A 23,936-nucleotide genomic window follows, 5' to 3' on the forward strand; every position below is an offset into this window, starting at 1 on the left:
AAAGAGTGCATACGTTACTAAGACTGAGCCAAAAAGAGGAGGTTCAATATCTTATATTACGTACTGTATTCATAGAAACATTCAATTTTTGAATGAATGACAACTAATAATTAATTTAGAGGTCATCAACGGCTATTCGTCTATCAAGCGAAGACCTTTCTAGTATGATACTATAAATAACACTAAGTATCGTGCGAGTTAGGAAAGGATCGGCTATTGATGGGAACTTACATTAAAGAATTATGGCAACTTCCTTCTGGCGTCAGAAAATTTCTTGGAAGTGAACCTTTTTTAGGAATTGCATTTGGATTGAACCAGTTACTGTTTAACTTACATATGCTCTCTCATGGTGTTTCTGAAGTTCAAATTGGTACGATCCTAGCAATGGGGACATTGATTGTAGCGTTAGGGGCTATTCCTTTTGGAATCATAGCTGATAAATACGGTAGAAAACGAGTCTTAGTCTCCGGTTTATATGCCATTGCTATTGGTCATCTTGTAATGGCTTTAGGAACAGATATTACGCATTTTGCCACAGGAAAAGCCAGCGTATCTTTAGGTATGTCGATGATGATCAGTACTGAAATCCCTTTGCTCTTCCGCTATTGTAAGACCAAAAAACAACAAACCCAGACATACAACTTAATGTTCGCCTTTTTCACGATGTTTATCGGCCTTGGTACATTACTTGGGGGATACCTCCCTTCGCTAATTGATACAAACCACGACCACTATCAAAATACACTTTTAGTGATGACTGTTAGTATGACGATTGTAGCTACTGCTCGTCTTTTTCTGCCGTATGAAGGAGATAGACCTCGGAAAGAAATAAAAGAACGTCATAGTCTCTCATGGTTCAAAAAAATGTTACAGTATCGACCGAGTAAACATACACTTATTTTTGTCGGCTTTTCGGTATTTGCAGGTATGTCCCATGCAGTACTTATACCATATTACAACGTAATTTTAACGTTTCGATTCGAATGGAGCGATACACTTGTCGCATGGTTATTAACCGCAAATGGTTTTGTCGCCTCATTAACGGCTCTTTCCATACCTATTCTTTTAGAAAAATGGGGTCTTAAACGAGTGGCTTATGCCATGTTCTTCCTATCTATTATTACCACTATTTTGTTAGCTTTAGTTTTACCTTTAACTGCTTTTATCTTTTTCTTTCTTTTAAGAAATGGAGGATTTAATTCCTTGAATAACGTTGTAGAAGGTAAAGCCATGGAAGCCACAGGAGACGAAGAAAGAAGTCTTCACGCAGCTTTAAGATTGATTGGAAAGAATATAGGCTCCACCATTGGGGCTTATTTAACAGGCTTCGTCTTAGCCGCACAAAATTATTATTTACCTTTTCTGTTATCGGCACTGATCCTTACTATGGCGTTTATTTATTTCAGATGGATCATGCTTAAACCTTTAGAAGCAGACCTGAAATCTTATGAGCAAGCAAGTTGATATCCTAAACTTTCTACTTAAAGAGGGCGTAGGCCCTAACTCTTCTTAAGCAATATAGGCTTATCTAAAAATAAGCATTTTCATTTGCTATTGTGCCATCACTTGAAAAACTTAATTAGATAAATTAAACAGGTTTATTCAAATATGGAAGAGGTTAAATGAATAAGTGGATGATAATCAATAGGTTTTAAGAAAGGATGTTTGTATGTACAAAGATCATGACATCGTACTTCTGATGAAAAAACATCCAGAAATGATCGATTCAGCCTTTTCATATATAAGCGCAGTCACTTCCTATGATCGAGAAAGCACAAAACTACGTTATGAAGATCATTTGCAGAATCAATGGACCTTATTCTATTTTCATAAGTCAATTACTAAAGTTGAGCTTGGCCAATTTTTCGATGAATTAGCTAAAAATAATTACAAAAATTCCACGCAGTCTTATGTTCTATCCAGTAAGAAAATCGCTGGAAGATATAAGCAATTATTAGACCAATTACAAATTCGGTGGCTAGAAATCACTGAAGATAAATTGCAAGAAGTCATTGGAATTGATAGACAAATGCAAAAAGGATTTCCAGAAGAGCAAGATGTGAGAGATGAGGTACATCAGCAAATGATTCTTTTCACTGAGAGTTTGCTAAACGAAGATTTGAATACGGGTTGGTTTGATTTTTCTCTTCTCGTCGGAGATGAAGAAACGTGCCAAGACGAAGAAGATTTACAAAATTGTAAAAAACGAGATTTTCAACTTTATTACAGACATGAATTGAAGTACGAAGGTTCTATCGTTTTGTCTTACGAATATGATTCAAAAACTTTGAAATGGCCTCGTTATATTCGGATCTACCTGGATGAACTACATCAAACGAAAAGAAAACCAACTGATTCAAATGTATTCGCCTTTAATGTGGATTTAGAATCTTGTATTGACTGGAAAACAGGTGTAATATTCACAGAAATCCCCCTCCTGGACCATTCTATAAATGATAATGATATGCAAAGGATTAGCTTGATTTTGCAAAGATGGGGGCTGCATGAAAATCATATTTTTAGGCTGAATGAATATACTTCGAGTGATTTAGAATACTTCATTCAGAAACTCATAAGTCTAAGCATGTTGATTAAAGCATCAAAAAAGCGTGTGTTCCAATACGTTTAATTAGGAGCATTAACGATTGATAATTCACTACCTATATAAAAAAACATTCCACTAGAGTTGAGTTGAGTGGAATGTTTTTTTATGAACTTTTAAAAGAAGATTAAAGCGCCAGCTACACCAATCACACCAATTAAGCAAAAGATGTAAACAGGTTTAATTGGCATCTCACCATCATTTTCCATTGCTTTCCCGAACATAAAGAATACGAGTGGATGTACAAGGAATGGCATAGAAAAGATGAAAGGGATAAGAGATGCAGCGTCAGCACCGAACATTCCTTCTTGAATAGCAGCAAATAAACCAAAGTGAGAGATCGCACTTGTTTGAGCCATCGCCCCATAATCCATTTGCATAGAACTTAAACTAAGTAGAGTTAGCCCTCCGAAAACAGCACATATTTGCCAGCCAAATGAGAACTGCATCAATGCGTTCACTTCTCGTTTGTCATTTCCATTAGCTTTTCTTAAATTCCGTAAAGCTAAGATTGTTAATAACACACCAATGGATACTAATATAATGGAAGGAAGTAACCATAAACTTCCGCGATCAGCGCTGATAGCTAAAATAGAAAACACAAAAATGTGACCAAAGAATGGGATGTTAATCATAATTGGTGCTCTTTTTGCAGCTGTGTTTCCGAAATCGCCAGCAGTACAAGCTCCCGTTAAGCCCGAATGAGACAAGGCTCCTGCCATTCCTGGAGCTAAGTTTCGTGCATGAGCCGTTTTAGCGAAATACATGATCAAAGCAATTCCACCGAACATCCATAACAATTGACCGAAAAATCCGTAAGCTAAAACTGCATTCATCCCATCAATCGTGAAAGCTTCTCCAATCCTAGAACCACCAATCATAAAGTTACCGGCTAAAACAACTGGAATTCCTCCAAATAATAGTGCTCTGATCGTCGGGCCAAACGTCCAACGGTATAACACAGCACCTAGGGCAGCGGCAATCATCATAGCAAAGAAGATTTGCGGAAGAGCAATCATCGGTTGAATGAATTGCGCAACTTGATACGAAAGATAAAGAACAAGGACAATACCGGTGATTTCTAAAAGGCCTTTGCGAATATACAATCGTTTATTTTCGATCCGAGCTTTGTTATCAATGAATATAATTGCGCCTACTAAACCAATGTAAGCAATAAGAGGGTAGTAGGAACTTAGCATAGCATCTTGACCAGTTCCGAGAATAAGTCTAATTAGGCCTTCGATCCCTAGTAGTAAAAAGAAAGAACGAAGGATGAAAATAAATTGTGTACGTGTTGTACCAAGAACCGTTTCCTCTTCAGAAGGGACAACCATATTATCTTCAATTTCTTTTTTGTTCCCTAAAATTTTACGTAATTCCTGACCACCAACAAAGAATGAGACGGTAAGGGCAATAATTGTTGTACTAGCCATCAAGTTTACAAAAGGAAATTCACTTAAACCTGGGGTAGCAACATCACTTATAACGAGGATGTAACCCATGGCTAAACCGAATATGACGATAATTAAGATAGGGGAATACCGGGTTCCAGCCACCACTGTCCTTGAAATGATAACCATTGGTATAAGAAAAAATAAAAGAATCCAAAATTGATTTAACAGCTGTAAATTAGTAATTTGATCTACAATATCCATAGAAAAACTCCTTCTTTATTATATGTCACACAAGATAATATCTTATCCTATTCGGAAATGAAGGTAAATAGGTTTTAACAGAAATGTATTACAATATTGTTAATGCTAGTTTTTCTGAATTTAACAGTGTTATGCAGGAGTAGAAGATTAAATCAACAAGGAAATATAATCGTCAATAAAGTGTCATAATGAATGCGTTAACATTGTGAATGTGAAACTTTTCACAAAATAGTCATTTTCTCTTTATACAAATCGAGATATAATACAATTGTAATCAAGAAAGCAAAACATAAGAGAAAGGCCAATTTTTTTAAGAAAACTTGTGAATAATATCACAATATATTAGGAGGAATTATAATGGCTGTAAATGAGAAAAAAATGAGCAAAGTAGATGAAACGGTAAGCATGATTAATGACCTTGTGATGAAAGGAAAAGAAGCTCACCAAGAATTTCTAAATTTTGACCAACAAAAAATTGATCACATTGTTAAAGAGATGGCACTAGCAGGGTTAGACCAACACATGCCACTAGCTAAAATGGCAGTGGAAGAAACAAAAAGAGGCGTTTACGAAGATAAGATTATCAAGAACATTTTCGCAACTGAATACATTTACCATGCGATTAAGTATGATAAAACAGTAGGGATTATTCATGAAAATGAACACGAAGAAATGGTAGAAATCGCTGAACCTGTAGGAGTGGTTGCTGGTGTTACGCCTGTGACAAATCCAACCTCAACAACGATGTTTAAAATTCTTATCTCAATTAAAACAAGAAATCCTATTATCTTTGCATTTCATCCTTCTGCACAAAAGTGCAGTTCAAGAGCAGCGGAAATCATGTACAAAGCAGCATTGAAAGCAGGAGCACCTGAAGGATGTATACAATGGGTAACTAAACCTTCTATTGAAGGGACACAGCAGTTAATGAATCATCCTGGTGTAGCGGTCGTATTAGCAACTGGAGGGGCTGGTATGGTCAAGTCAGCTTATAGCACAGGGAAGCCTGCGCTGGGTGTTGGACCTGGAAACGTTCCTTGTTACATCGAAAAGACAGCTAACGTAAAACAAGCAGTAAACGACTTAATTTTATCTAAGACGTTTGACAATGGAATGATTTGCGCTTCTGAACAAGCTGTTATTATCGATAAAGATATCTATGAGGAAACTAAAATAGAATTGAAAAATAATAATTGTCATTTTCTAACGGACGAAGAGAGGAAGAAAGTTGAAAAGTTAGTAATTAATGAAGATACTTGTGCTGTCAATCCAAACATCGTAGGTATGCCGGCAGCAAAAATTGCAAATATGGCAGGAGTAGACGTAAACAATGAGACGAAAATCTTAATTGCTGAATTAAAAACTGTTGGGCCAGAATCACCGCTATCAAGAGAAAAATTAAGTCCGGTGTTAGCTTGTTTCAAAGTTTCCTCTCAGCAAGAAGGATTCAAACGAGCAGAAGAGATGCTTGAATTTGGCGGTCTGGGTCATTCTGCTGTCATTCATTCTGGCAATGAAGAAGTGATTCGTGAATTCGGTATGAGAATGAAAGCTGGTCGTATCATTTCTAACTCTCCATCTTCTCAAGGAGCTATTGGAGACATTTATAATGGCTATATTCCATCACTCACGCTAGGGTGTGGCTCTTACGGGCATAATTCAGTTTCGCAAAATGTCGGTACAATTAATTTAGTAAATATTAAAAAAATAGGGATGAGAAAAAATAATATGCAGTGGTTTAAAGTTCCACCTAAAGTGTTTTTCGAGAAAAATTCAACTCAATATTTAGAGAAAATGCCTAATATCTCCCGAGCGATGATTGTAACAGACGAAATCATGGTAAAAATGGGATACGTAGATAAAGTACTTTATTACTTGAATAAACGGAAAGATAAAGTTCAATACGAAATTTTTTCTAACGTAGAGCCAGATCCTTCTATTGAAACAGTAATGGCTGGAGCAGACATGATGAAGGCTTTTGAACCAGACGTTATCATTACTCTAGGCGGAGGGTCTGCCATGGATGCAGCAAAAGGAATGTGGGTTTTCTATGAGCATCCTGATCTTGAGTTTCACGGATTAAAGCAGAAATTCCTTGATATTAGAAAGCGGGTATTTAAATACCCTAAACTAGGAAAGAAAGCTCAATTTGTAGCTATCCCTACCACCTCTGGTACAGGTTCAGAAGTAACTTCTTTTTCCGTCATTACGGATAAAGAAAACAATGTGAAATATCCGTTAGCTGATTATGAGTTAACTCCTGATGTGGCCATTATCGATCCTGTGTATGTCAAATCTGTTCCGCCATCTGTCACAGCAGACACTGGAATGGATGTGTTAACTCACGCAATTGAAGCCTATGTTTCAGTTATGGCAAATGATTATACAGATGGTTTAGCGATCAAAGCGATTCAGCTAGTATTTGAATATCTACCTCAAGCGTATCAAAATGGAAATAATGAATTAGCGCGGGAAAAGATGCATAACGCTTCTACGATAGCAGGTATGGCCTTTGCTAATGCATTCTTGGGTATTAATCATAGTTTGGCACACAAATTGGGAGCTGAATTCCATATTGCTCATGGAAGGGCCAATACGATTTTAATGCCACACGTGATTCGTTATAATGCAACGAAACCTAGAAAGTTCACAGCTTTCCCGAAATACAACCATTTTATTGCTGATGAACGGTATGCTGAGATTGCTAGAATGCTAGGTTTACCAGCCAAGACCACTGAAGAAGGAGTGGAGAGTCTTGCTCTAGCTGTCACGCAATTAGCGAAAGAACTAAATATTCCTATGAGTATAGAAGCCTGCGGTGTTGATAAAAAAGTATTTGAAGAGAAAGTAGACTATTTAGCAGACCGCGCATTTGAAGATCAATGTACGACCGCAAATCCTAAGTTACCTCTTGTAACTGAATTAGCTCAAATATATCGCCTGGCCTATAAAGGGGTATAATATAACTAACAAAAGGTGTGCAGAAGACTCTGCACACCTTTTGTTTATAGAATTCCCTACTCTAACTAACGTTAATTTAATGAAAGAAATAAATTAAGTAGATGTTACTGATTATTCGTAGAATACCACACAAACTCTTCATTTCCCCTTAATTATTGCATTTTATTTAACCCTTGGTAGATAATTTTACAAAATATTTTAAATTTTATATTGTTTTTATAAAATCAATCTATTATACTTACGTTATTATTAATTGTCGAAAAACACAGAATATGTAGTAGATTCTAAAAAAATCGTAAATGTTAAGCTAAATTAATTCGAATTTATTAAAAGAAGTGATGATATGAGAAAATTAGACAAAAAAGATTTGCTCATCTTGGGCTATTTGCAAGATAACGGTCGTTATTCTTACAGTCAGATTGCCAAGATGTTAAAAGTAAGTGAAGGGACGGTTCGAAGCCGGATTAACCAAATGTTGAAAGATCGCGTATTTGAGTTTGTCATTCACACAAACCCCAATAAAATCGGATTGAATGTTCAAGCGATTATTGGAATTTCAACAAAACTAGGTAAACACGAGGAAATTGCTGCTCAATTAAAAGAATTTCCTCAAGTTCGATTTGTAGGGGCTTTTTCCGGAACTCACGATCTTATTATTCAAGCTTATTTTAAAAGCAATGAAGAGTTAATGGATTTTGCAAATAAAAAGCTAGCTAGTATAGAGGGAATTGAAAGTGAAGAAATCAATGTAGAATTGAAACAATACAAAGATACATTTTCTTACGTTCCAGAAAATGATGACACTGTCATTTAAATTATCCGAATATTAACTTTATTATCCATTTCATTTCCAACTAATGAGATCGTGAAGAATGTTCATACAAGGTAGAGAATTCCACTATATTTTTTGATTTGAGGTGTACGAATGAGTAACGAACGAATTTTAGATGTTAAAGGATTGAAAACACAGTTTCGAATTGATAAACAGAAAGTGGCAAAAGCCGTTGATGGCATAGACTTTCATATTAATAAAGGTGAAACGCTAGCTATTGTAGGAGAGTCAGGTAGTGGAAAAAGTATTACTGCTCTTTCTATCATGCAACTGATTCCTTCACCACCCGGGAAAATTGTGGAAGGGTCAATAGAGCTAGATGGAGTAGATTTATTAGGGTTATCGGAAAAGCAAATGACTGCAACGCGAGGAAATGACGTGGCAATGATTTTCCAAGAGCCAATGACTTCCCTTAATCCCGTTTTTACTATTGGGACTCAAGTTTCAGAACCTTTGCGTAAACACAAGAAATTAGGGAAGAAAGAAGCAAAAAAACAAACGATCGAACTGCTAAAACTTGTTGGATTTCCTAGAGCAGAGGATATCTTTCATGAATATCCCCACCAATTGTCAGGGGGAATGAGGCAACGGGCTATGATTGCCATGGCATTATCATGTGCTCCAAAACTTATTATTGCGGATGAGCCAACGACAGCTTTAGATGTGACCATCCAGGCACAAATTCTTGATCTTATGCTAGATATGAAAAAGAAAACAGGATCCTCCATATTAATGATTACCCACGATTTGGGGGTGGTTGCAGAAACTGCAGATAGAGTCGCAGTAATGTACGCCGGTCAAATCGTAGAAACCAGCACGGTGAAAGAATTATTTGTAAAACCGAAACACCCTTATACAGTTGGCCTATTAAATAGTATGCCAAAAATCGATCAGGATTCTGAAAGACTTGAATCGATACCAGGAATGGTTCCACCGGCACATAACTTCCCTCAAGGCTGCCGTTTTGCACCAAGATGCAAACATGCTATGGATAAATGCACAGAAGCTGTACCTGATTTAATTGAGGATGGCTTAAACCATAAAGTCCGCTGTGTATTGTACGATGGCAGCGGAAAAGGAGTTACTCATGTCTAAAGAAATTGTTGAAAAAGATATATTATTTGAAATTAAAAATCTAAAAAAATATTTTCCAGTAAAAGGCGGAGTGTTGCAACGAACAGTTGGCCACGTAAAAGCTGTTGACGACGTTAGCTTTACGATTTACAAAGGAGAAACATTAGGAATTGTCGGCGAGTCAGGCTCTGGGAAATCTACTCTAGGTCGTACGATCTTACGTTTACTTGATCCTACGGATGGAGAAATCATCTATAACAACGAAGATATTTCTGGATTAAGGCAAGGAAAACTTCGACCGTACCGGAAAGATATGCAGATGGTTTTTCAGGACCCGTACGCTTCACTTAATCCAAGAATGAGTGTAGGGGAACTAATTGAAGAACCAATGATCGTTCAAAATACGTTATCTAAGCCTGATCGTAAAAAAATGGTTGTCGACCTTCTTGAAAAAGTAGGATTAGGCCCAGAAGCAAGGGGCAAATATCCACATGAATTTTCAGGAGGCCAGCGTCAAAGAATTGGTATAGCACGCTCCTTATCGACAAGACCAAAGTTCATTATTGGGGATGAACCCGTTTCAGCTTTAGACGTTTCCGTTCAATCACAAGTATTGAATTTAATGGAAGATTTACAAGATGAATTTGATCTCACTTATTTATTCATTGCCCATGACTTAAGTGTTGTTAAACATATCAGTGATCGTGTAGGGGTCATGTATTTAGGACGATTAGCCGAAATAGCGCCTAAAGATTCTTTGTATGACAAACCGCTTCACCCTTACACTCAAGCTTTAATTGCAGCCGTACCTTCAACAGATGTCCTTAACGTTCGTGAAAAGACTCCATTAAAAGGGGATTTACCTAGCCCTTCTAATCCTCCTACGGGATGTGCGTTTCACACACGGTGTCCTAAAGCCCATGACCGTTGTAAAGTAGAACGTCCTGAATTGACCCATATGGGAGAAGAACATTATGTAGCTTGTCATTTATATACTGAACCAGAGCCCGTGGTGAAAGTAGAATAAGGTATAACAGCTACACATCATTTAGATGACTTTAGGGAGGTGAGGCTAGAACAGCAAGGAATCGTTCAGGGATGTTTTTCTTTGAATCAGTAAGTGAATAAAAAATAGGGGGAATTGACGAAATGAAGAAAAGTACATGGCTCATATCCGTTCTGCTTTTATCTTCAAGCATGGCACTAGCTGCGTGTGGAGATAATAATGCAGAAGGCCCGGACAATGACGAAACAGATGGTCAAGAGGCAATTAATGAACAAAATAACAATGAGTCAAATGAAGACGGCAATAACAACGGAAATGACAATGAGAATAATGAACCGGCTGGTGAGGCCCAATCTGGTGGAACGATCACAGCAGGTATGTACTCTGCACCAGACCATCAGTTTAACCCATTATTCTATACTACTGCGTATGATGCAAACATTTTGGATCTTACCTTTGAAAGTCTTGTAAAACAAGATGAAAATTTAGAATTTATTCCTAGCTTAGCCCATGATTGGGAATTTAATGACGAATTTACAGAGTTAACTTATTACTTAGAAGAAGATGTCACATGGCATGATGGTGAACCGTTTACAGCTGATGATGTAGTATTCACTTATACATCTATTGCGGATCCTGACTACGTTTCTGCTGGTGGGGTGAGAACGAACTATGCAAGCACTCTTTTAGGGTACGAAGATTACGTAGCTGGAGATGCTGATACACTTGAAGGTGTTGAAGCCATTGATGATCATACAGTTCAATTTACTTTTACTGATCCTAATATTAAGGCATTAGCTGATACTAGCTTCTATATTGTAGCAGAACATATCTTAGGAGATATTCCAGTTGGTGAAATGGCAGAGCATTCAAGTGCTTACACTGCTGATGAAATCATTGGAACAGGTCCATTTAACTTGACTGATTATCAAGAAGGAGAGCAATATATTCTTGATAGTTATGAAGATTATTGGCAAGGAGCACCTTACTTGGATAGTGTCGTTTGGCAAGTAGTGGATGAAGCAATTATGACTGGTATGCTTCAAAACGATGAACTACATTTGCTTAACCGTCCTGGTGGTGTACCAGCTGCTGACGCTGATGATGTGGAAGCTATGGAAAATGTAGAAATTTTAGAAATGCAAGATTTAGGTTACCAATATATGGCATTTAAACATCATCACGGACCTAACGATAGTCTTCTTGATAAGGATACTTGGGTGCCAAATGAAAAAGTTCAAGATGTAGAACTACGTCGCGCCATTGCTCATGCAATTAACCGTGAAGGATTTGTAGACGGTTTAATGTATGGTGCAGGACAAGTCATGCATGCCACTTTCCCTGAAGCTTCATGGGCGTATAATGAAGATGCTCCAATTAAATACGACTATGATGTAGATCGTGCAAATGAAATTTTGGACGAAGCAGGATATGAGTGGGATGGAGATTTCAGAACGAACCCAGAAGGTGGAGAGTTCACATTAAATCTTGATTATCCAACAGGTAACGAAATTCGTGAACGTGTTGCACCAATCATTCAAGAAAACCTTCAAGAAGTTGGTATTCAAGTGAATTTGAACAGCCCACGTGAAGCTAGTGCTCACTTTGACAGAGTCGAAGAAAATGATACAGAAATGGATATGTTCCTTGCAGGTTGGAGTTTAGCTTCTGGAGATCCAGACCCATCTGGATACTTCCTTTCAACTGCGGCATACAACTATCCGCGATATGATGATGAAACTTTTGATCAATTAATGCTAGAAGCAATCACTGCTCCGGATGCATTTGATCAAGATTACAGAGAAGAAAAATATAACGAGTGGAGCGAGTATTTCTCAGAGCAGCTTCCTGTTATCCCTCTTTACTCTCAAAATGTAATCTATGCACACAATGCCAATCTACATGGTATTACTTTTAAAACTCACCAAATTCTAGATGATGCACATCTATGGTGGTTAGAACAATAATACAATCTAACGATAAATGAGTGTTGGGCGTATGGTCGAGACCAGCCATACGCCCCCTTTTATTGAGTAGGAGGAACATAGCATGTATAAATACATCACTAGAAGAGTTTTACAATTTATTCCTATGCTCTTCTTGGTTACCATTGTTGTATATGGTTTAGCACAAGCTGCACCTGGTGACCCATTGAGTGGGGAAATTTTAGACCCTGATATTCCAGCTGAAGTATTGGAAGAGCGAAGAGAAGCTTTAGGATTAAATGACCCGATACCGGTTCAATATTGGAACTGGTTAAGTTCAGTGGCAGTTGGAGATTTCGGTCAGTCAATGCATTATACCGGCCGTTCCGTAGCTGATCTGGTAACATCTCGTATCATGAATACACTATACTTATCTTTATTTGCACTAGGCGTTACTATATTAGTTGCCATTCCTATTGGGATCTATTCTTCTAAAAAACCGTATTCGTTGCTTGACTATAGTGCAACGACGTTTGCTTTTCTCGGTCTTGCAACACCAAACTTTTTCGCAGCTCTTATAGCGATTTATTTCTTTTCTTTTCAATTGGGATGGTTCCCTTCACAAGGGACTGTTTCTTCAGTTGGTCTCACCGGTTTTGAATATTTCATTGATAAAATTCGCCATTTAATCTTGCCTGGCTTTACATTAGGCTTAGCTAGTACGGCTATTTACATGCGATATTTACGAACGGAAATGCTTGAAGTAATGGGTAGCGATTTTATCCGTACAGCTCGAGCAAAAGGTCTCGGTCCAAGCTCTGTTCTATATAAGCACACACTTAGAAATGCGTTGATTCCCATCATAACTCTTCTAGGTTTTGAATTTGGAACATTATTAAGTGGGGCGGTTATTACAGAAGCCGTATTTAATTATCCTGGATTAGGAACGCTGTTTCTTAATTCAATACAAAATCGAGATTATCCAGTAATAATGGCGATAAACTTGATTTTAGCAGTTACTATTTTAGTCGGAAATCTACTAGCAGATATCTTTTATGCAATAGTCGATCCGAGAATACGTTACGATTGAGGTGAGCGCATTGGAAAAAAGTCAGTCAACGAATCCAACCCCAGAAGTAGAAAAAAGCAAAAGTCCTTTACAACTTGCCATGCGTCGCTTCCTTCGTAATCGATTGGCAGTTGCAGGGATTGTCATTATAATTATCATGGTGAGTATAGCTGTATTTGCACCGCTATTAGCTCAGCACGATCCAAGGCAATCAGATTTAATCAATGTTATGCAGAAGCCAAGTGGAGAAAATTGGCTTGGTACAGATAGTTCCGGCCGTGATAATTTCTCAAGACTGGTTTATGGTTCTCAAGTTTCACTATTAATTGGATTCTTCGCAATGTTGTTTACATTAGCCATTGGAGTAGTTTTAGGATCCTTGTCAGGATTTTATGGTGGTAAAGTGGATAGTTTCATTATGAGGGCTGCTGACTTAATGTTAATCTTCCCTTTCCTTTTACTAGTGTTAACAGTAATGGCCATATTAGACCGAGTCACGATTGGTATTTTTATTACAATCATTGCCTTAACTACATGGCCTAACATTACGAGAATTTTGCGTGGAACGTTCTTATCTTTAAGGGAGAAAGAATATATAATTGGAGCGCGGTCTATTGGTTGTTCTGATTTAAGAATTATTGTCAAACACTTTTTGCCAAATGCTGTTGGTCCAATTATCGTTAATGCTACGATTATGATGGCTACACTAATTATCATTGAATCAGGCCTTAGTTTTATCGGGTTTGGTATTCCTCAACCCACTCCGACGTGGGGGAATATGGTAACAGAAGCAAGAAGTTTGCGAGTGCTAACTCAACACCCTGAAGCTTGGGTACCTCCTGGTTTAGCCATTTTACTGACAGTTCTAGCGATAAACTTTATCGGTGACGGACTGCGGGATGCATTTGATACGAAAAGTAAGATGTAAAATAACTCGTTCCTAATGATAATTAGGAGCGAGTTTTTTTAAATGAAACGAATATTAATCGCAAACGTATAAAAGAAAAGTTAGGAGTGATAAAAATGAAAAGCTTAAATGAAGAAATTGTTGAAATGAAAGAGAAAATGAGAAGAGAAAAAAAGTGGAAAGAACATACTGAACGATTACATACTCAAGTAAATTCTAAAGAGAAGAAAGTGCTTCACTTAGAAGAAAAGCTTATCGCTGAAAAAGAAGATGTTGAAAAACTGCAAGGGTTCTCGTTATCAAACGTTCTCGCTACGATTGCTGGTAATAAACAAGAAAAATTAAACACATATGAAAAAGAAGTGATCATTGCGAAACTACAATACCAGGAAGCTTATAAAATGCTAGAAGAACTTCAACAAGAATTAGCTGATTATGAATCTCACATAACATCATTAGGTGATATGGCAAAAGATTATAATAGCTTACTTGAACGTAAAGAACAATTAATCCATGACAGTGAAAGCATATGGAGTGAAGAGCTCTATGACATAACAGATAAAGAGGCTGAGCTTTTGGGCGCAGTTCAAGAATTTGACGAAGCTATTGAAGCCGGTACAATAGCTAAAAGGGCATTAAACGAAGCTGGAACCTCTTTTGATAGAGCGAAAGGATGGTCAACTTTCGATATATTTGGTGGTGGTTTAATCACTACTGCGGTCAAACACAGCCATTTAGATTCAGCCAAAAAAACAGTCCATACAGCCGAAAAGCGCTTAAGACAATTTCAAGATGAATTGATTGATATCCAAAACCATATGAAAGTAGATTTAGAAATTGGAGAGTTACTAACATTTGCAGATTATTTCTTTGATGGGATCATTGTAAATTGGATGGTTCATGATAAGATTTCCCAAGCTGCTAGTCAAATTGAAGAAACGAACCAATTAGTGAGTCAAACCTTGGACCAATTACAAAGCGATCAAAAAGAAATGAATCATAAATTAAGAGAATTATCTTTAAAAAGAATCAAGCTAATTGAAAAAGCATAAAGGTTACGATAATTTTATTATGTAAACTAAACTCTTAGAAAGAGGTAAACGATATGACTGAAAAAGAAAAAATGTTACAGGGTTCTCTTTATAAACCTGCCGATCCACAATTATTAAAGGAAAGAGAGAACGCAAGAGAAATGATGAAATGGCTAAATGAGTTAGCGGTAACTGATTATACGGGGAAAGAATCATTACTCAGAAAACTTTTTGGCTCAGCAGGTAAGAACGTATTTCTTGAACCGCCGTTTTTCTGTGATTATGGTTCCAATATTCACGTGGGAGATGACTTTTTTGCTAATTTTAATTGTACCTTTTTAGATGTTTGCTCAATTACGATTGGTGATCGGTGTATGATTGCACCACAAGTACAAATTTACACTGCCACACACCCTTTAGATCCAACAGAGCGGTCTTCTGGAAAAGAATTTGGCAAACCGGTAGTCATTGGTCATGATGTGTGGATCGGTGGAGGTGCAATTATTAATCCAGGGGTAACGATTGGCAATAATGCAGTTATAGGGTCTGGATCTGTTGTTACAAAAGACGTCCCTGATTATGCTGTAGTTGGTGGAAATCCTGCAAGAATATTGAAGTATGTACATCAATAGTTTCGAAATGGAGATAGTGAAGTCATTCTTCACACAGTCATTTTAATTAAAGATAAATATCTTCCTTCTAATAGGGGAGATGTTTTTCTTGTCTAGAATATATAGTAGACTAATTATATTCATCTGTGAAAGAAACTTCTTGGCTAGCAGACTTAAAGGGAAGGTCTGTTGAGATGATAGATTTTATAGAGGGAGGGACAGTATGAAGGATACCAATGTTTTTGTTTACGGAACTTTAAGAAAAAACGAAAGTAACCATGGATTATTAAAAAGAGCTAAGCTTGTTTCTCAACAAGCTAAATTAAAAGGGTCTTTATTTAATACTGGCCAAGGGTATCCAGCCTTAATGTTAAAAGGGGAGTCTTACGTTTATGGTGAAATCTATAACGTAGATGATAATATACTAGCAAATTTAGATGTTCTTGAAGGTTACACACCTGGCAGAAAAGATAACCTTTATGAACGACAGGAAAAACAGGTTGAAACAGATATTGGAATTATTGATGCTTGGGTATATGTACTTAATGCTGAAAACGATGAACATTTAGTTCACCACATTCCTTTTCAAGATTGGAAAGTCAATCAATGGTACACGTCCTTTAATGAAGTAAAATACTTTGCGTATGGATCTTGTATGGATACTGCCAGAATCAAACAAGCAGGAATGCTGGATCATTTTTCCAAAGAAGTGGCTGTAGGTAGGGTGAAAGGATATGAATTTCTTTATTCGTTTCCAAGGCCAGACGGGGCCCGAGCTGATATTAAAGAAGCTAGTGGGGAGGACTATGTAGAGGGAATCGTGTACACTATCCCTCGTGATGCCGTTGAATACTTGTTTGTAAGAGAAGGAGTTCATTCTAACAATTATCGACCGACATTTATTGACGTTGAAATCAAAGGAGAGATCCACGAAGATGTTCTTACATTTTCTGTGATCGACAAGCATCCTTGTACAGCACCACCTGAGCATTATGCTACGGAAATTTTAAGAGGTGCTAAGGGAAGACTCTCAAATGATTATTTCGTTAAGTTACAAACTAAACTGGATTCTGTTGGGTTTACATTCTCTAGCTAACTTTTCTTTAAGGTCAGGTATTTTATAATACTTGGCCTTTTTTTCCGACTCTAAGCTTTCCACAGGAACCGATATAAGCATGATTTTAGATATTTAATTCATGACCTTATTTAGATTGTTAGTAAAAACACTTTACAATCATACAATATGTTTGTAAGATTTAAATAGTAATTATTACGATTTAAAAAAGGAGAGTTATATATGAACTCTAAAATACCTGTAACCGTTCTTAGTGGCTATTTAGGTGCCGGAAAAACCACGATTCTAAATAACATACTATCTAATCGTGAAGGGAAAAAAGTCGCTGTAATAGTCAATGACATGAGTGAAATCAATATAGATTCCCAACTTGTGGAACATAATGGCTTTAGCAGAACAGAGGAAAAACTTGTAGAAATGTCCAATGGATGCATTTGCTGTACTTTAAGAGAAGATTTGCTTCTTGAAGTAGATAAACTGGCCAAAAAAGGAGATATTGATTATATTGTCATCGAATCGACCGGAATCTCGGAACCTGTACCTGTTGCTCAAACGTTCTCGTACATTGATGAAGAAGTTGGAGTTGATTTAACAGAAACTTGCAAATTAGATACCATGGTCACAGTTGTTGATGCTAACCGTTTTTGGCATGATTATAAGTCTGGGGAAAGTTTATTGGAGAGACAGCAAGCAAGTTCAGATGATGATATCAGAGATGTTTCAGATCTCTTAGTTGATCAAATTGAATTTTGTGACGTACTTGTATTAAATAAGACAGGTATGATTTCTGAGAAGGAATTAAAATCTCTTGAAAAAGTATTAAGGAAGTTGCAACCTGATGCGAAACTTCTCAAAACAATAGACGGTAAAATCCCAGCGTCCGAGATATTAAACACTGGCTTGTTTAATTTTGAAGAAGTGAGTATGTCTGCTGGGTGGCTAAAAGAGCTCGAGGCAGAAGAACACACTCCTGAAACGGATGAATATGGGATTACTTCCTTTGTATATAAACGAGATCGCCCGTTCCATTCTCAGCGGTTTTTCGAATGGGGAGATCAATTTCCAGAAGGAGTGGTGAGAGCGAAAGGGATTGCTTGGTGTGCAACAAGGAATGATTTAGCTTTGCTCTTTTCTCAAGCTGGACCTTCCGTTTCTTTAGACCCCGTTTCTTTTTGGGTAGGATCCATGTCATTAGAAAAGCAATCGCAATTCCTTCAAGATAACCCTGATATGGTTGCTGAGTGGAGTGAACAGTATGGCGACAGGAAAAACGAGCTTGTTTTCATAGGAATAGATATGGATAAGGAAACGATTATTCAATCACTTGATTCGTGTTTATTAACCGATGAAGAATTGTCCTCAGACTGGAAAGGTATGGAGGATCCATTTCCATGGGATGTCTAATAATCGCTTAAATAGGTGTCTGCCGAGGCGAGGGTGAGCCTCGGCAGTTTCACTAAGGTGTCCAATATATTTTCCCTGATTTGTCAGTGGGTTCAATATCAATATGAAATCGATGCTTTTTGTAAAAGTGAACGAGTCTATCCACGTGATCCCAATCTCGATCCGAGATATTCCCTGAAATAGTATGAACGTTTTGTTCCATAGTATATTCTTTTAAGAATTTCATACATACAGAACCGTATCCGCGATTTTCTTCTCCGCGAATATCATCTATTTGAACGTGATAATCATCTTTGTAGTGGGCGTGAATGGAAAAATCCCACTTCCCTAAAAATGGACGATTGCAATCATGCGCCATGATTTTACATACATTTCCATCGTCCGAGGCATAAATAATAATCCAATTTTCTTTTCGGGTTTGATCTATCCCAAGTACATTCCATTTTTTAGCGATTTCTTTCATGTTCTCTTGCATACGAAATATTTGAAACTCTAATTCCTCATAGTCTTCAATTATCTTTTCTTTGTTATTTTCCTGCTTAGGATCTAATAATGCAGGGGCGACCATGGTAATGACTCCTCTCGAAATGTTGTAATATAGAAACTCACAATTTCGATATTCTACTAAATATAAAGATAAATTTCAATATGTTTAAGTACATTTAATTTTAAAAATCTTGTGTAGAAAATCTTCATCTACCTAATCTCAATGCTAGCTGATCGGGATTGATCAACGGATAACAAAGTAATGTAAAATAGTCACTTGCAATAATAAAATAAGTGAGTTAATCTAGAACATATCGATATATTGATAAAACTTATCGGTAATGATCAATATATAGATGAATAATTTCATATTATAGAAAACAAGGTGCCTTCAAGTAAGGCTTAATAGGGAACCCGGTTCAATTCCGGGACTGTCCCCGCAACTGTAAATGTGGACGAAATGAGATAACCACTGTATAAGAGTGTCATGGACATGGCGATTATACGGGAAGGCTCAAAGTAGGACGAAGCATAAGTCAGGAGACCTGCCTTGATTTTCTCCAGTTTCTGATCTTCGGGGGTTGAGAATGAGAAACGGTAGATGACCACTTACCTTTTTGTACGTGGGCTTATCTTTCGGAAACCATTCTGAAACTGCCGTTCTTATTAACCTTCCTGAAATCAGGAAGGTTTTTTTGTTGAGTAATTGTAAGGTCTTAATCAATTAAAGATGATTTTTGGAAGGATGATGAACGTAATGGAAAGCACTTTGAAGATGAGGGGAATAAACGAAATTATTGAACAATTAAAAGAACGATTTCCACACCTTACATGGGAACCATTTTTAACAAGACTAAACTTACTTAATAACAATAACATCACTGCAGAAACGATCCCAGTTGTTACTGCACTAGATCAGTTATCAGCAGCCGAAGCTGATTGGACATATGTCGCTTCAACTCTATATTGTCACAAGCTGTATGAAGAAGTGTCCATGAACAGACAAGTCGAGGCATATGAAAAATTTCATCTACTAGTGCTTCAACTGGTGGACAAAGGTTTTTATAAAAAGGATCTGCTTACTAAATACACTTTAGAAGAATTAACAAAGCTAGGAGAATCATTAGTGGCTGACCGAGACGATAAATTTACATATATCGGTCTGAAAACACTAGCTGATCGCTATTTGGCTCGAAGTCATACCGGAGAATTACTAGAGTTACCTCAAGAGAGATTCATGATTATTGCCATGAGTTTAATGAGTAATGAGCCAGAAAATAAACGAATTGAACTCGTTCAAGAAGCATATTGGGCTCTTTCTCATTTATATATGACTGTAGCTACCCCCACTTTAGCTAACGCAGGGAAAACTCACGGTCAATTATCTAGTTGCTTCATTGATACAGTCGATGATAGCTTAAGAGGTATTTTTGATAGTAATACCGATGCAGCGACTGTCAGTAAAAATGGGGGGGGATTAGGTATTTACTTAGGTAAAATTAGAGCGAAAGGATCTTCTATTAAAGGGTTTAAAGGAACGTCATCTGGAGTTCTACCTTGGATGAAACAATTAAACAACACAGCTGTTAGTGTAGATCAATTAGGTCAGCGTCAAGGAGCGGTCGCTGTCTATTTGGATGTGTGGCATAAAGATGTATTCTCGTTTTTAGATGCCAAGTTAAATAATGGCGATGAGAGACAGCGAACCCATGACTTATTTACTGGATTATGCATTCCTGATTTATTTATGGAAAAAGTTGAAGCGCGACAAGATTGGCATTTGTTTGACCCTCATGAAGTTCGTCAAGTGATGGGTTTCTCTTTAGAAGACTTCTATGATGAAGAAGAAGGAGAAGGGAGTTTCAGAAGGTCTTACGATGCTTGCGTTGCCAATGAAGACTTATCCTCTATTAAAGTGCCGGCTATAGATATCATGAAACGAGTGATGATTGCTCAATTAGAGACAGGAACGCCTTACATGTTTTATAGAGACACTGTAAATAGGCTTAACCCCAATCGTCATAAAGGTATGATTTATTCCTCTAATCTATGTACTGAGATTATGCAAAATATGAGTTCAACAACAATAACTGAACATTGGACAACTGATGGGGAAATCATCACAAAGAAAAAGTCAGGAGATTATGTGGTGTGTAATCTAAGCTCAATCTCCCTAGCTACAGCGGTAAAAGATGATGTACTAGAAAGGTTAATTACAATCCAAGTTCGTATGCTTGATAACGTCATAGACATGAATACAATCGAAGTTCCACAGGCACAAATAACGAATCAGAAATACCGAGCTATCGGTCTTGGGACATTTGGCTGGCATCATTTACTTACTGAAATGAGAATACCGTGGGAGTCTAACAAGGCTGTTCAATATGCAGATGAACTTTACGAAGTTATTCATTATTACACAGTAAAAGCAAGTATGGAATTAGCGCAAGAGAAAGGAGCTTATTCTGTATTTAAGGGATCCACTTTTCACACAGGAGAGTATTTTGAACAGAGAGGTTATCAGTCAGAACGTTGGAATGCGTTAAAGCAAGAAGTGAAAACATATGGACTTCGCAATGGTTACTTAATGGCTGTTGCTCCTAACTCTAGTACGTCTTTAATTGCGGGCTCTACGGCTTCCATCGACCCTATTTTTAGAAAAGAGTATGCTGAAGAAAAGAAAAACTATAAAATTCCTGTCACAGCACCAAATTTGAATAAAGATACAACATGGTATTACAAACCAGCCCATTCAATTGATCAGCATTGGAGCATAAAGCAAAATGGTGCCCGTCAAAAACATATTGATCAATCCGTATCGTTTAATTTATACGTAAAAAATACAATTAAAGCGAAAGAGTTATTAGCTCTTCATATGGATGCATGGAAAAACGGCCTGAAAACTACTTATTATGTTAGATCAACTTCAAGTGACTTAGAAGATTGTGAGAGCTGCTCAAGTTAACAGGAGGGAATAAAATGACAAAATTAACTGAAAGAAAGTTGTACAATGTGGAGGCCCCAAACGCCTCCACCGGTATTATTTTAGGCGAAAGTTCCAACGTGCTAAATTGGGATGATGTTCGTTTTTCTTGGGCCTATCCATTATATAAAAACATGTTAGGAAACTTCTGGACACCTTTTGAAATTAATATGAATTCAGATGTGAAACAATTTGCCGATTTGTCTACTAAAGAAGAAGAAGCTTTTAAGAAAATCATCGGTTTACTAGCGTTTCTAGATAGTATTCAAACCGATTATGCCATGCATGTTTCTAAATATTTAACCGATTCAAGCTTAAATGCACTCATGACTGTATTGGCCTTTCAAGAAGTCGTTCACAATCAAAGTTACTCTTACGTTTTATCTAGTCTCGTTAACAAAGATGAACAAGACGAAATTTTTGAATACTGGAAGCATGATCCGGTCTTAAGAGAGAGAAACGATTTTATCGCTCATGGGTATGAATCGTTTATTAACAACCCAACACCTGAAACTCTATTGAAATCCATTGTATATGATGTCATTTTAGAAGGACTGAACTTTTATTCAGGATTTAGTTTCTTTTACCATATGGCTCGAAATCAAAAAATGGTCTCTACTTCAACGATGATCAATTATATAAATAGAGACGAACAGCTCCATGTCTATCTATTTGCTAATATATTCAAAGAACTCCGTGTTGAATTTCCTAAATTACAATCGGAAGAAATAGACGATTTCGTCCAATCAACGTTTATAGAGGCTACCGAGTTGGAAATTAAGTGGGCACATCATATTATTGGGAACAACATCCCTGAAATTCCAATAAGTGATTTAGAGGATTATATTAAATTCATGGCAAATAAACGGGTTAATGAATTAGGCGTTGAGCGTCCTTTTGAAGGCCATCGGTCAAACCCAATGAAATGGATGAAAGTATACGAAAATGTGAATCAAGGGAAGACGGACTTTTTCGAACAAAAATCACGACAATACACAAAAGTATCCGAAGACAATGGGTTTGATGATTTGTAGTGGTTCGATGAATTCATAAAAAGTAGGGGCTGATAACAAAAAGCGCCTGCTTTTTCTTCATTCATAATCTTTTGTTTTTCTAGTTATTCTCTGTATAATTGTCCTAAATATCATCAACGGCAATGAAATGACATTAATATAGAGAATGTTGTCTATTCATATATATAGAGGAGTATTGAAATGATGAAAATTGAAGTGAACGTTCTCCAGGGGCGAGGTAACGCTTATACATTTGGTGTGAACCAAGCTAAAGCATTAAAAGACACACCTCTATTCCAAAAACACCTGAACCGCCGAAAAAAATCCATTCGAAAATATACGTCGGACTATCAGGTCGCTAAACAGTTTATGCACACATACTCTCCTTCTCTCATAGAAGAGGTTCAAGGAATAGCAGATGAATTAGGGTGGAGTGTACAAGATGTGATGCATGAGTATGGAGGCTATCAGCAAAGCTGGAAAAAATCCGGATGCAGCGCCATTATGAAGGATGGCGTCTATGGCAGGAACTATGATTATCACCCCAAAACGTATGATGGACGTTTTGTTCTCTGGCAACCTAACCATGGATTCGCTCATATTGGGTTTGCTCAAAGAATGATAGGGAGAATGGATGGTATGAATGAAAAAGGATTAGCTTTAGGCTACCACTTCGTGAATCGATTAAGGCCAGAAGACGGCTTCATATGTACGAGCATTGCTCGGTTTGTATTAGATTCTTGCGAAAATGTTTCTCAAGCTGTCGAAAGATTAAAAGACATTCCTCATCGACATGCATTTAATTATTCGTTAGCTGATCGGTCAGGGAATAGCATGGTTGTTGAAGCCTCTTCAAAAGGCGTTAATGTAATGGATGAACATTTAGGAGCCTGCACAAATCACTTTCAAACGTTAACAAAATTGAATGAAAATCGTTATAAAATTGAAGAATCCCAGTCTAGATTGGTAAAGCTTCAGCGTTTTCAAAAGGGTAAACCGTCTGCTGAAAATATCTTTCAATTTTTAAACGATCGAAAATACGGGATCTGTAAATTAGATTATAGGAATTGGTCAGGTACAATCCATACGGCTGTTTATGATACGAAGAATTTAGAAGTGAATGTAGGAATAGGCGTTGATGCCCTGAAAGTCAGATTCTCATTCGAAGATTGGCTAAAAGGAAAAAAGACAGTCATTAGAAAGATAAGAGGGGTGTTGCCAGAAATTGAAGGAACAGACCACCTGGAAATACCTGAACAAGTAGAATCTAATGGTTTTATTAACATATAATCTGATCACTGT

At 37.1% G+C, this 23,936-nt stretch carries 18 protein-coding genes and 1 riboswitch; of the genes, 16 read left to right on the forward strand and 2 right to left on the reverse strand.

Annotated elements, in window-relative coordinates; translation table 11 throughout:
• The first annotated feature begins 219 nt into the window (after positions 1 to 219).
• Together CR194_RS06230 and CR194_RS06235 are read left to right on the forward strand one after the other, a co-directional pair.
• Positions 220 to 1,464, forward strand: a complete 1,245-nt coding sequence (locus CR194_RS06230; protein ID WP_110608740.1) for an MFS transporter — start codon at positions 220 to 222, stop codon at positions 1,462 to 1,464.
• A gap of 205 nt (positions 1,465 to 1,669) precedes the next feature.
• Positions 1,670 to 2,629, forward strand: coding sequence for a hypothetical protein (locus tag CR194_RS06235; protein WP_110608741.1), 960 nt, complete (start codon positions 1,670 to 1,672; stop codon positions 2,627 to 2,629).
• Between the two features lie 89 nt (positions 2,630 to 2,718).
• Here CR194_RS06235 and CR194_RS06240 read toward each other — a convergent pair whose 3' ends face one another.
• Positions 2,719 to 4,257, reverse strand: a complete 1,539-nt coding sequence (locus CR194_RS06240) for a hypothetical protein (RefSeq protein WP_110608742.1) — start codon at positions 4,255 to 4,257, stop codon at positions 2,719 to 2,721.
• A 357-nt stretch (positions 4,258 to 4,614) separates the two neighbouring features.
• On the opposite strand from CR194_RS06240, the gene adhE reads away from it, so the two are divergent.
• The 11 genes from adhE to CR194_RS06295 all read left to right on the forward strand — a co-directional run bounded on the left by adhE (position 4,615) and on the right by CR194_RS06295 (position 18,152).
• Entirely contained in the window at positions 4,615 to 7,218 is a 2,604-nt protein-coding gene (gene adhE, locus CR194_RS06245; RefSeq protein ID WP_110608743.1) for a bifunctional acetaldehyde-CoA/alcohol dehydrogenase, read from the forward strand.
• A gap of 343 nt (positions 7,219 to 7,561) precedes the next feature.
• Positions 7,562 to 8,032: an Lrp/AsnC family transcriptional regulator gene (locus CR194_RS06250; RefSeq protein WP_110608744.1), complete on the forward strand. Its 471-nt coding sequence runs from the start codon at positions 7,562 to 7,564 to the stop codon at positions 8,030 to 8,032.
• Positions 8,033 to 8,143: 111 nt separating this feature from the next.
• Positions 8,144 to 9,145 carry an ABC transporter ATP-binding protein gene (locus CR194_RS06255; protein WP_110608745.1) on the forward strand — a complete coding sequence of 334 codons (1,002 nt, stop codon included), beginning with the start codon at positions 8,144 to 8,146 and terminating at the stop codon, positions 9,143 to 9,145.
• Positions 9,138 to 10,151, forward strand: coding sequence for an ABC transporter ATP-binding protein (locus tag CR194_RS06260; RefSeq protein WP_110608746.1), 1,014 nt, complete (start codon positions 9,138 to 9,140; stop codon positions 10,149 to 10,151). Before CR194_RS06255 ends, CR194_RS06260 begins: the two co-directional genes overlap by 8 nt.
• Positions 10,152 to 10,273: 122 nt before the next feature.
• Positions 10,274 to 12,097 (forward strand): ABC transporter substrate-binding protein, encoded by a 1,824-nt coding sequence (locus CR194_RS06265; RefSeq protein ID WP_110608747.1) that lies wholly within the window; start codon positions 10,274 to 10,276, stop codon positions 12,095 to 12,097.
• An 82-nt stretch (positions 12,098 to 12,179) separates the two neighbouring features.
• Entirely contained in the window at positions 12,180 to 13,145 is a 966-nt protein-coding gene (locus tag CR194_RS06270) for an ABC transporter permease (protein WP_110608748.1), read from the forward strand.
• Position 13,146: 1 nt separating this feature from the next.
• Positions 13,147 to 14,052: an oligopeptide ABC transporter permease gene (opp4C, locus tag CR194_RS06275; RefSeq protein WP_269845697.1), complete on the forward strand. Its 906-nt coding sequence runs from the start codon at positions 13,147 to 13,149 to the stop codon at positions 14,050 to 14,052.
• Between the two features lie 95 nt (positions 14,053 to 14,147).
• Complete coding sequence (locus CR194_RS06280) at positions 14,148 to 15,083, forward strand: hypothetical protein (protein ID WP_110608749.1); 936 nt, start codon at positions 14,148 to 14,150, stop codon at positions 15,081 to 15,083.
• Positions 15,084 to 15,136: 53 nt separating this feature from the next.
• On the forward strand, positions 15,137 to 15,694 hold the full coding sequence (locus tag CR194_RS06285) for a sugar O-acetyltransferase (RefSeq protein WP_110608750.1): 558 nt from the start codon (positions 15,137 to 15,139) through the stop codon (positions 15,692 to 15,694).
• A 202-nt stretch (positions 15,695 to 15,896) separates the two neighbouring features.
• A complete protein-coding gene (locus tag CR194_RS06290) occupies positions 15,897 to 16,769 on the forward strand; it encodes a gamma-glutamylcyclotransferase (RefSeq protein WP_110608751.1) in 873 nt (290 codons plus the stop codon).
• A 201-nt stretch (positions 16,770 to 16,970) separates the two neighbouring features.
• Positions 16,971 to 18,152: a GTP-binding protein gene (locus CR194_RS06295; protein ID WP_110608752.1), complete on the forward strand. Its 1,182-nt coding sequence runs from the start codon at positions 16,971 to 16,973 to the stop codon at positions 18,150 to 18,152.
• Positions 18,153 to 18,204: 52 nt separating this feature from the next.
• Here CR194_RS06295 and CR194_RS06300 read toward each other — a convergent pair whose 3' ends face one another.
• On the reverse strand, positions 18,205 to 18,720 hold the full coding sequence (locus tag CR194_RS06300; RefSeq protein ID WP_110608753.1) for a hypothetical protein: 516 nt from the start codon (positions 18,718 to 18,720) through the stop codon (positions 18,205 to 18,207).
• Between the two features lie 284 nt (positions 18,721 to 19,004).
• Positions 19,005 to 19,205, forward strand: a riboswitch (cobalamin riboswitch).
• Positions 19,206 to 19,383: 178 nt separating this feature from the next.
• On the opposite strand from CR194_RS06300, the gene CR194_RS06305 reads away from it, so the two are divergent.
• From CR194_RS06305 to CR194_RS06315, 3 genes are all read left to right on the forward strand, one after another.
• Positions 19,384 to 21,603 (forward strand): ribonucleoside-diphosphate reductase subunit alpha, encoded by a 2,220-nt coding sequence (locus CR194_RS06305; RefSeq protein WP_110608754.1) that lies wholly within the window; start codon positions 19,384 to 19,386, stop codon positions 21,601 to 21,603.
• 14 nt (positions 21,604 to 21,617) lie between these two features.
• On the forward strand, positions 21,618 to 22,655 hold the full coding sequence (locus CR194_RS06310) for a ribonucleotide-diphosphate reductase subunit beta (protein WP_110608755.1): 1,038 nt from the start codon (positions 21,618 to 21,620) through the stop codon (positions 22,653 to 22,655).
• Positions 22,656 to 22,835: 180 nt separating this feature from the next.
• Positions 22,836 to 23,924 carry a C45 family autoproteolytic acyltransferase/hydolase gene (locus CR194_RS06315; RefSeq protein WP_110608756.1) on the forward strand — a complete coding sequence of 363 codons (1,089 nt, stop codon included), beginning with the start codon at positions 22,836 to 22,838 and terminating at the stop codon, positions 23,922 to 23,924.
• Positions 23,925 to 23,936 lie beyond the last annotated feature (12 nt).

The sequence above is a fragment of the Salipaludibacillus keqinensis genome (assembly GCF_003226325.1).
Classification (GTDB): domain Bacteria; phylum Bacillota; class Bacilli; order Bacillales; family Salisediminibacteriaceae; genus Salipaludibacillus; species Salipaludibacillus keqinensis.

Bases quoted from the DNA above. Each gene is read 5' to 3' on its own strand.
- CR194_RS06230 (WP_110608740.1), top strand. From the start codon at position 220: ATGGGAACTTACATTAAAGAATTATGGCAACTTCCTTCTGGCGTCAGA.
- CR194_RS06235 (WP_110608741.1), top strand. From the start codon at position 1,670: ATGTACAAAGATCATGACATCGTACTTCTGATGAAAAAACATCCAGAA.
- CR194_RS06240 (WP_110608742.1), bottom strand. From the start codon at position 4,257: ATGGATATTGTAGATCAAATTACTAATTTACAGCTGTTAAATCAATTT.
- adhE (WP_110608743.1), top strand. From the start codon at position 4,615: ATGGCTGTAAATGAGAAAAAAATGAGCAAAGTAGATGAAACGGTAAGC.
- CR194_RS06250 (WP_110608744.1), top strand. From the start codon at position 7,562: ATGAGAAAATTAGACAAAAAAGATTTGCTCATCTTGGGCTATTTGCAA.
- CR194_RS06255 (WP_110608745.1), top strand. From the start codon at position 8,144: ATGAGTAACGAACGAATTTTAGATGTTAAAGGATTGAAAACACAGTTT.
- CR194_RS06260 (WP_110608746.1), top strand. From the start codon at position 9,138: ATGTCTAAAGAAATTGTTGAAAAAGATATATTATTTGAAATTAAAAAT.
- CR194_RS06265 (WP_110608747.1), top strand. From the start codon at position 10,274: ATGAAGAAAAGTACATGGCTCATATCCGTTCTGCTTTTATCTTCAAGC.
- CR194_RS06270 (WP_110608748.1), top strand. From the start codon at position 12,180: ATGTATAAATACATCACTAGAAGAGTTTTACAATTTATTCCTATGCTC.
- CR194_RS06280 (WP_110608749.1), top strand. From the start codon at position 14,148: ATGAAAAGCTTAAATGAAGAAATTGTTGAAATGAAAGAGAAAATGAGA.
- CR194_RS06285 (WP_110608750.1), top strand. From the start codon at position 15,137: ATGACTGAAAAAGAAAAAATGTTACAGGGTTCTCTTTATAAACCTGCC.
- CR194_RS06290 (WP_110608751.1), top strand. From the start codon at position 15,897: ATGAAGGATACCAATGTTTTTGTTTACGGAACTTTAAGAAAAAACGAA.
- CR194_RS06295 (WP_110608752.1), top strand. From the start codon at position 16,971: ATGAACTCTAAAATACCTGTAACCGTTCTTAGTGGCTATTTAGGTGCC.
- CR194_RS06300 (WP_110608753.1), bottom strand. From the start codon at position 18,720: ATGGTCGCCCCTGCATTATTAGATCCTAAGCAGGAAAATAACAAAGAA.
- CR194_RS06305 (WP_110608754.1), top strand. From the start codon at position 19,384: ATGATGAACGTAATGGAAAGCACTTTGAAGATGAGGGGAATAAACGAA.
- CR194_RS06310 (WP_110608755.1), top strand. From the start codon at position 21,618: ATGACAAAATTAACTGAAAGAAAGTTGTACAATGTGGAGGCCCCAAAC.
- CR194_RS06315 (WP_110608756.1), top strand. From the start codon at position 22,836: ATGATGAAAATTGAAGTGAACGTTCTCCAGGGGCGAGGTAACGCTTAT.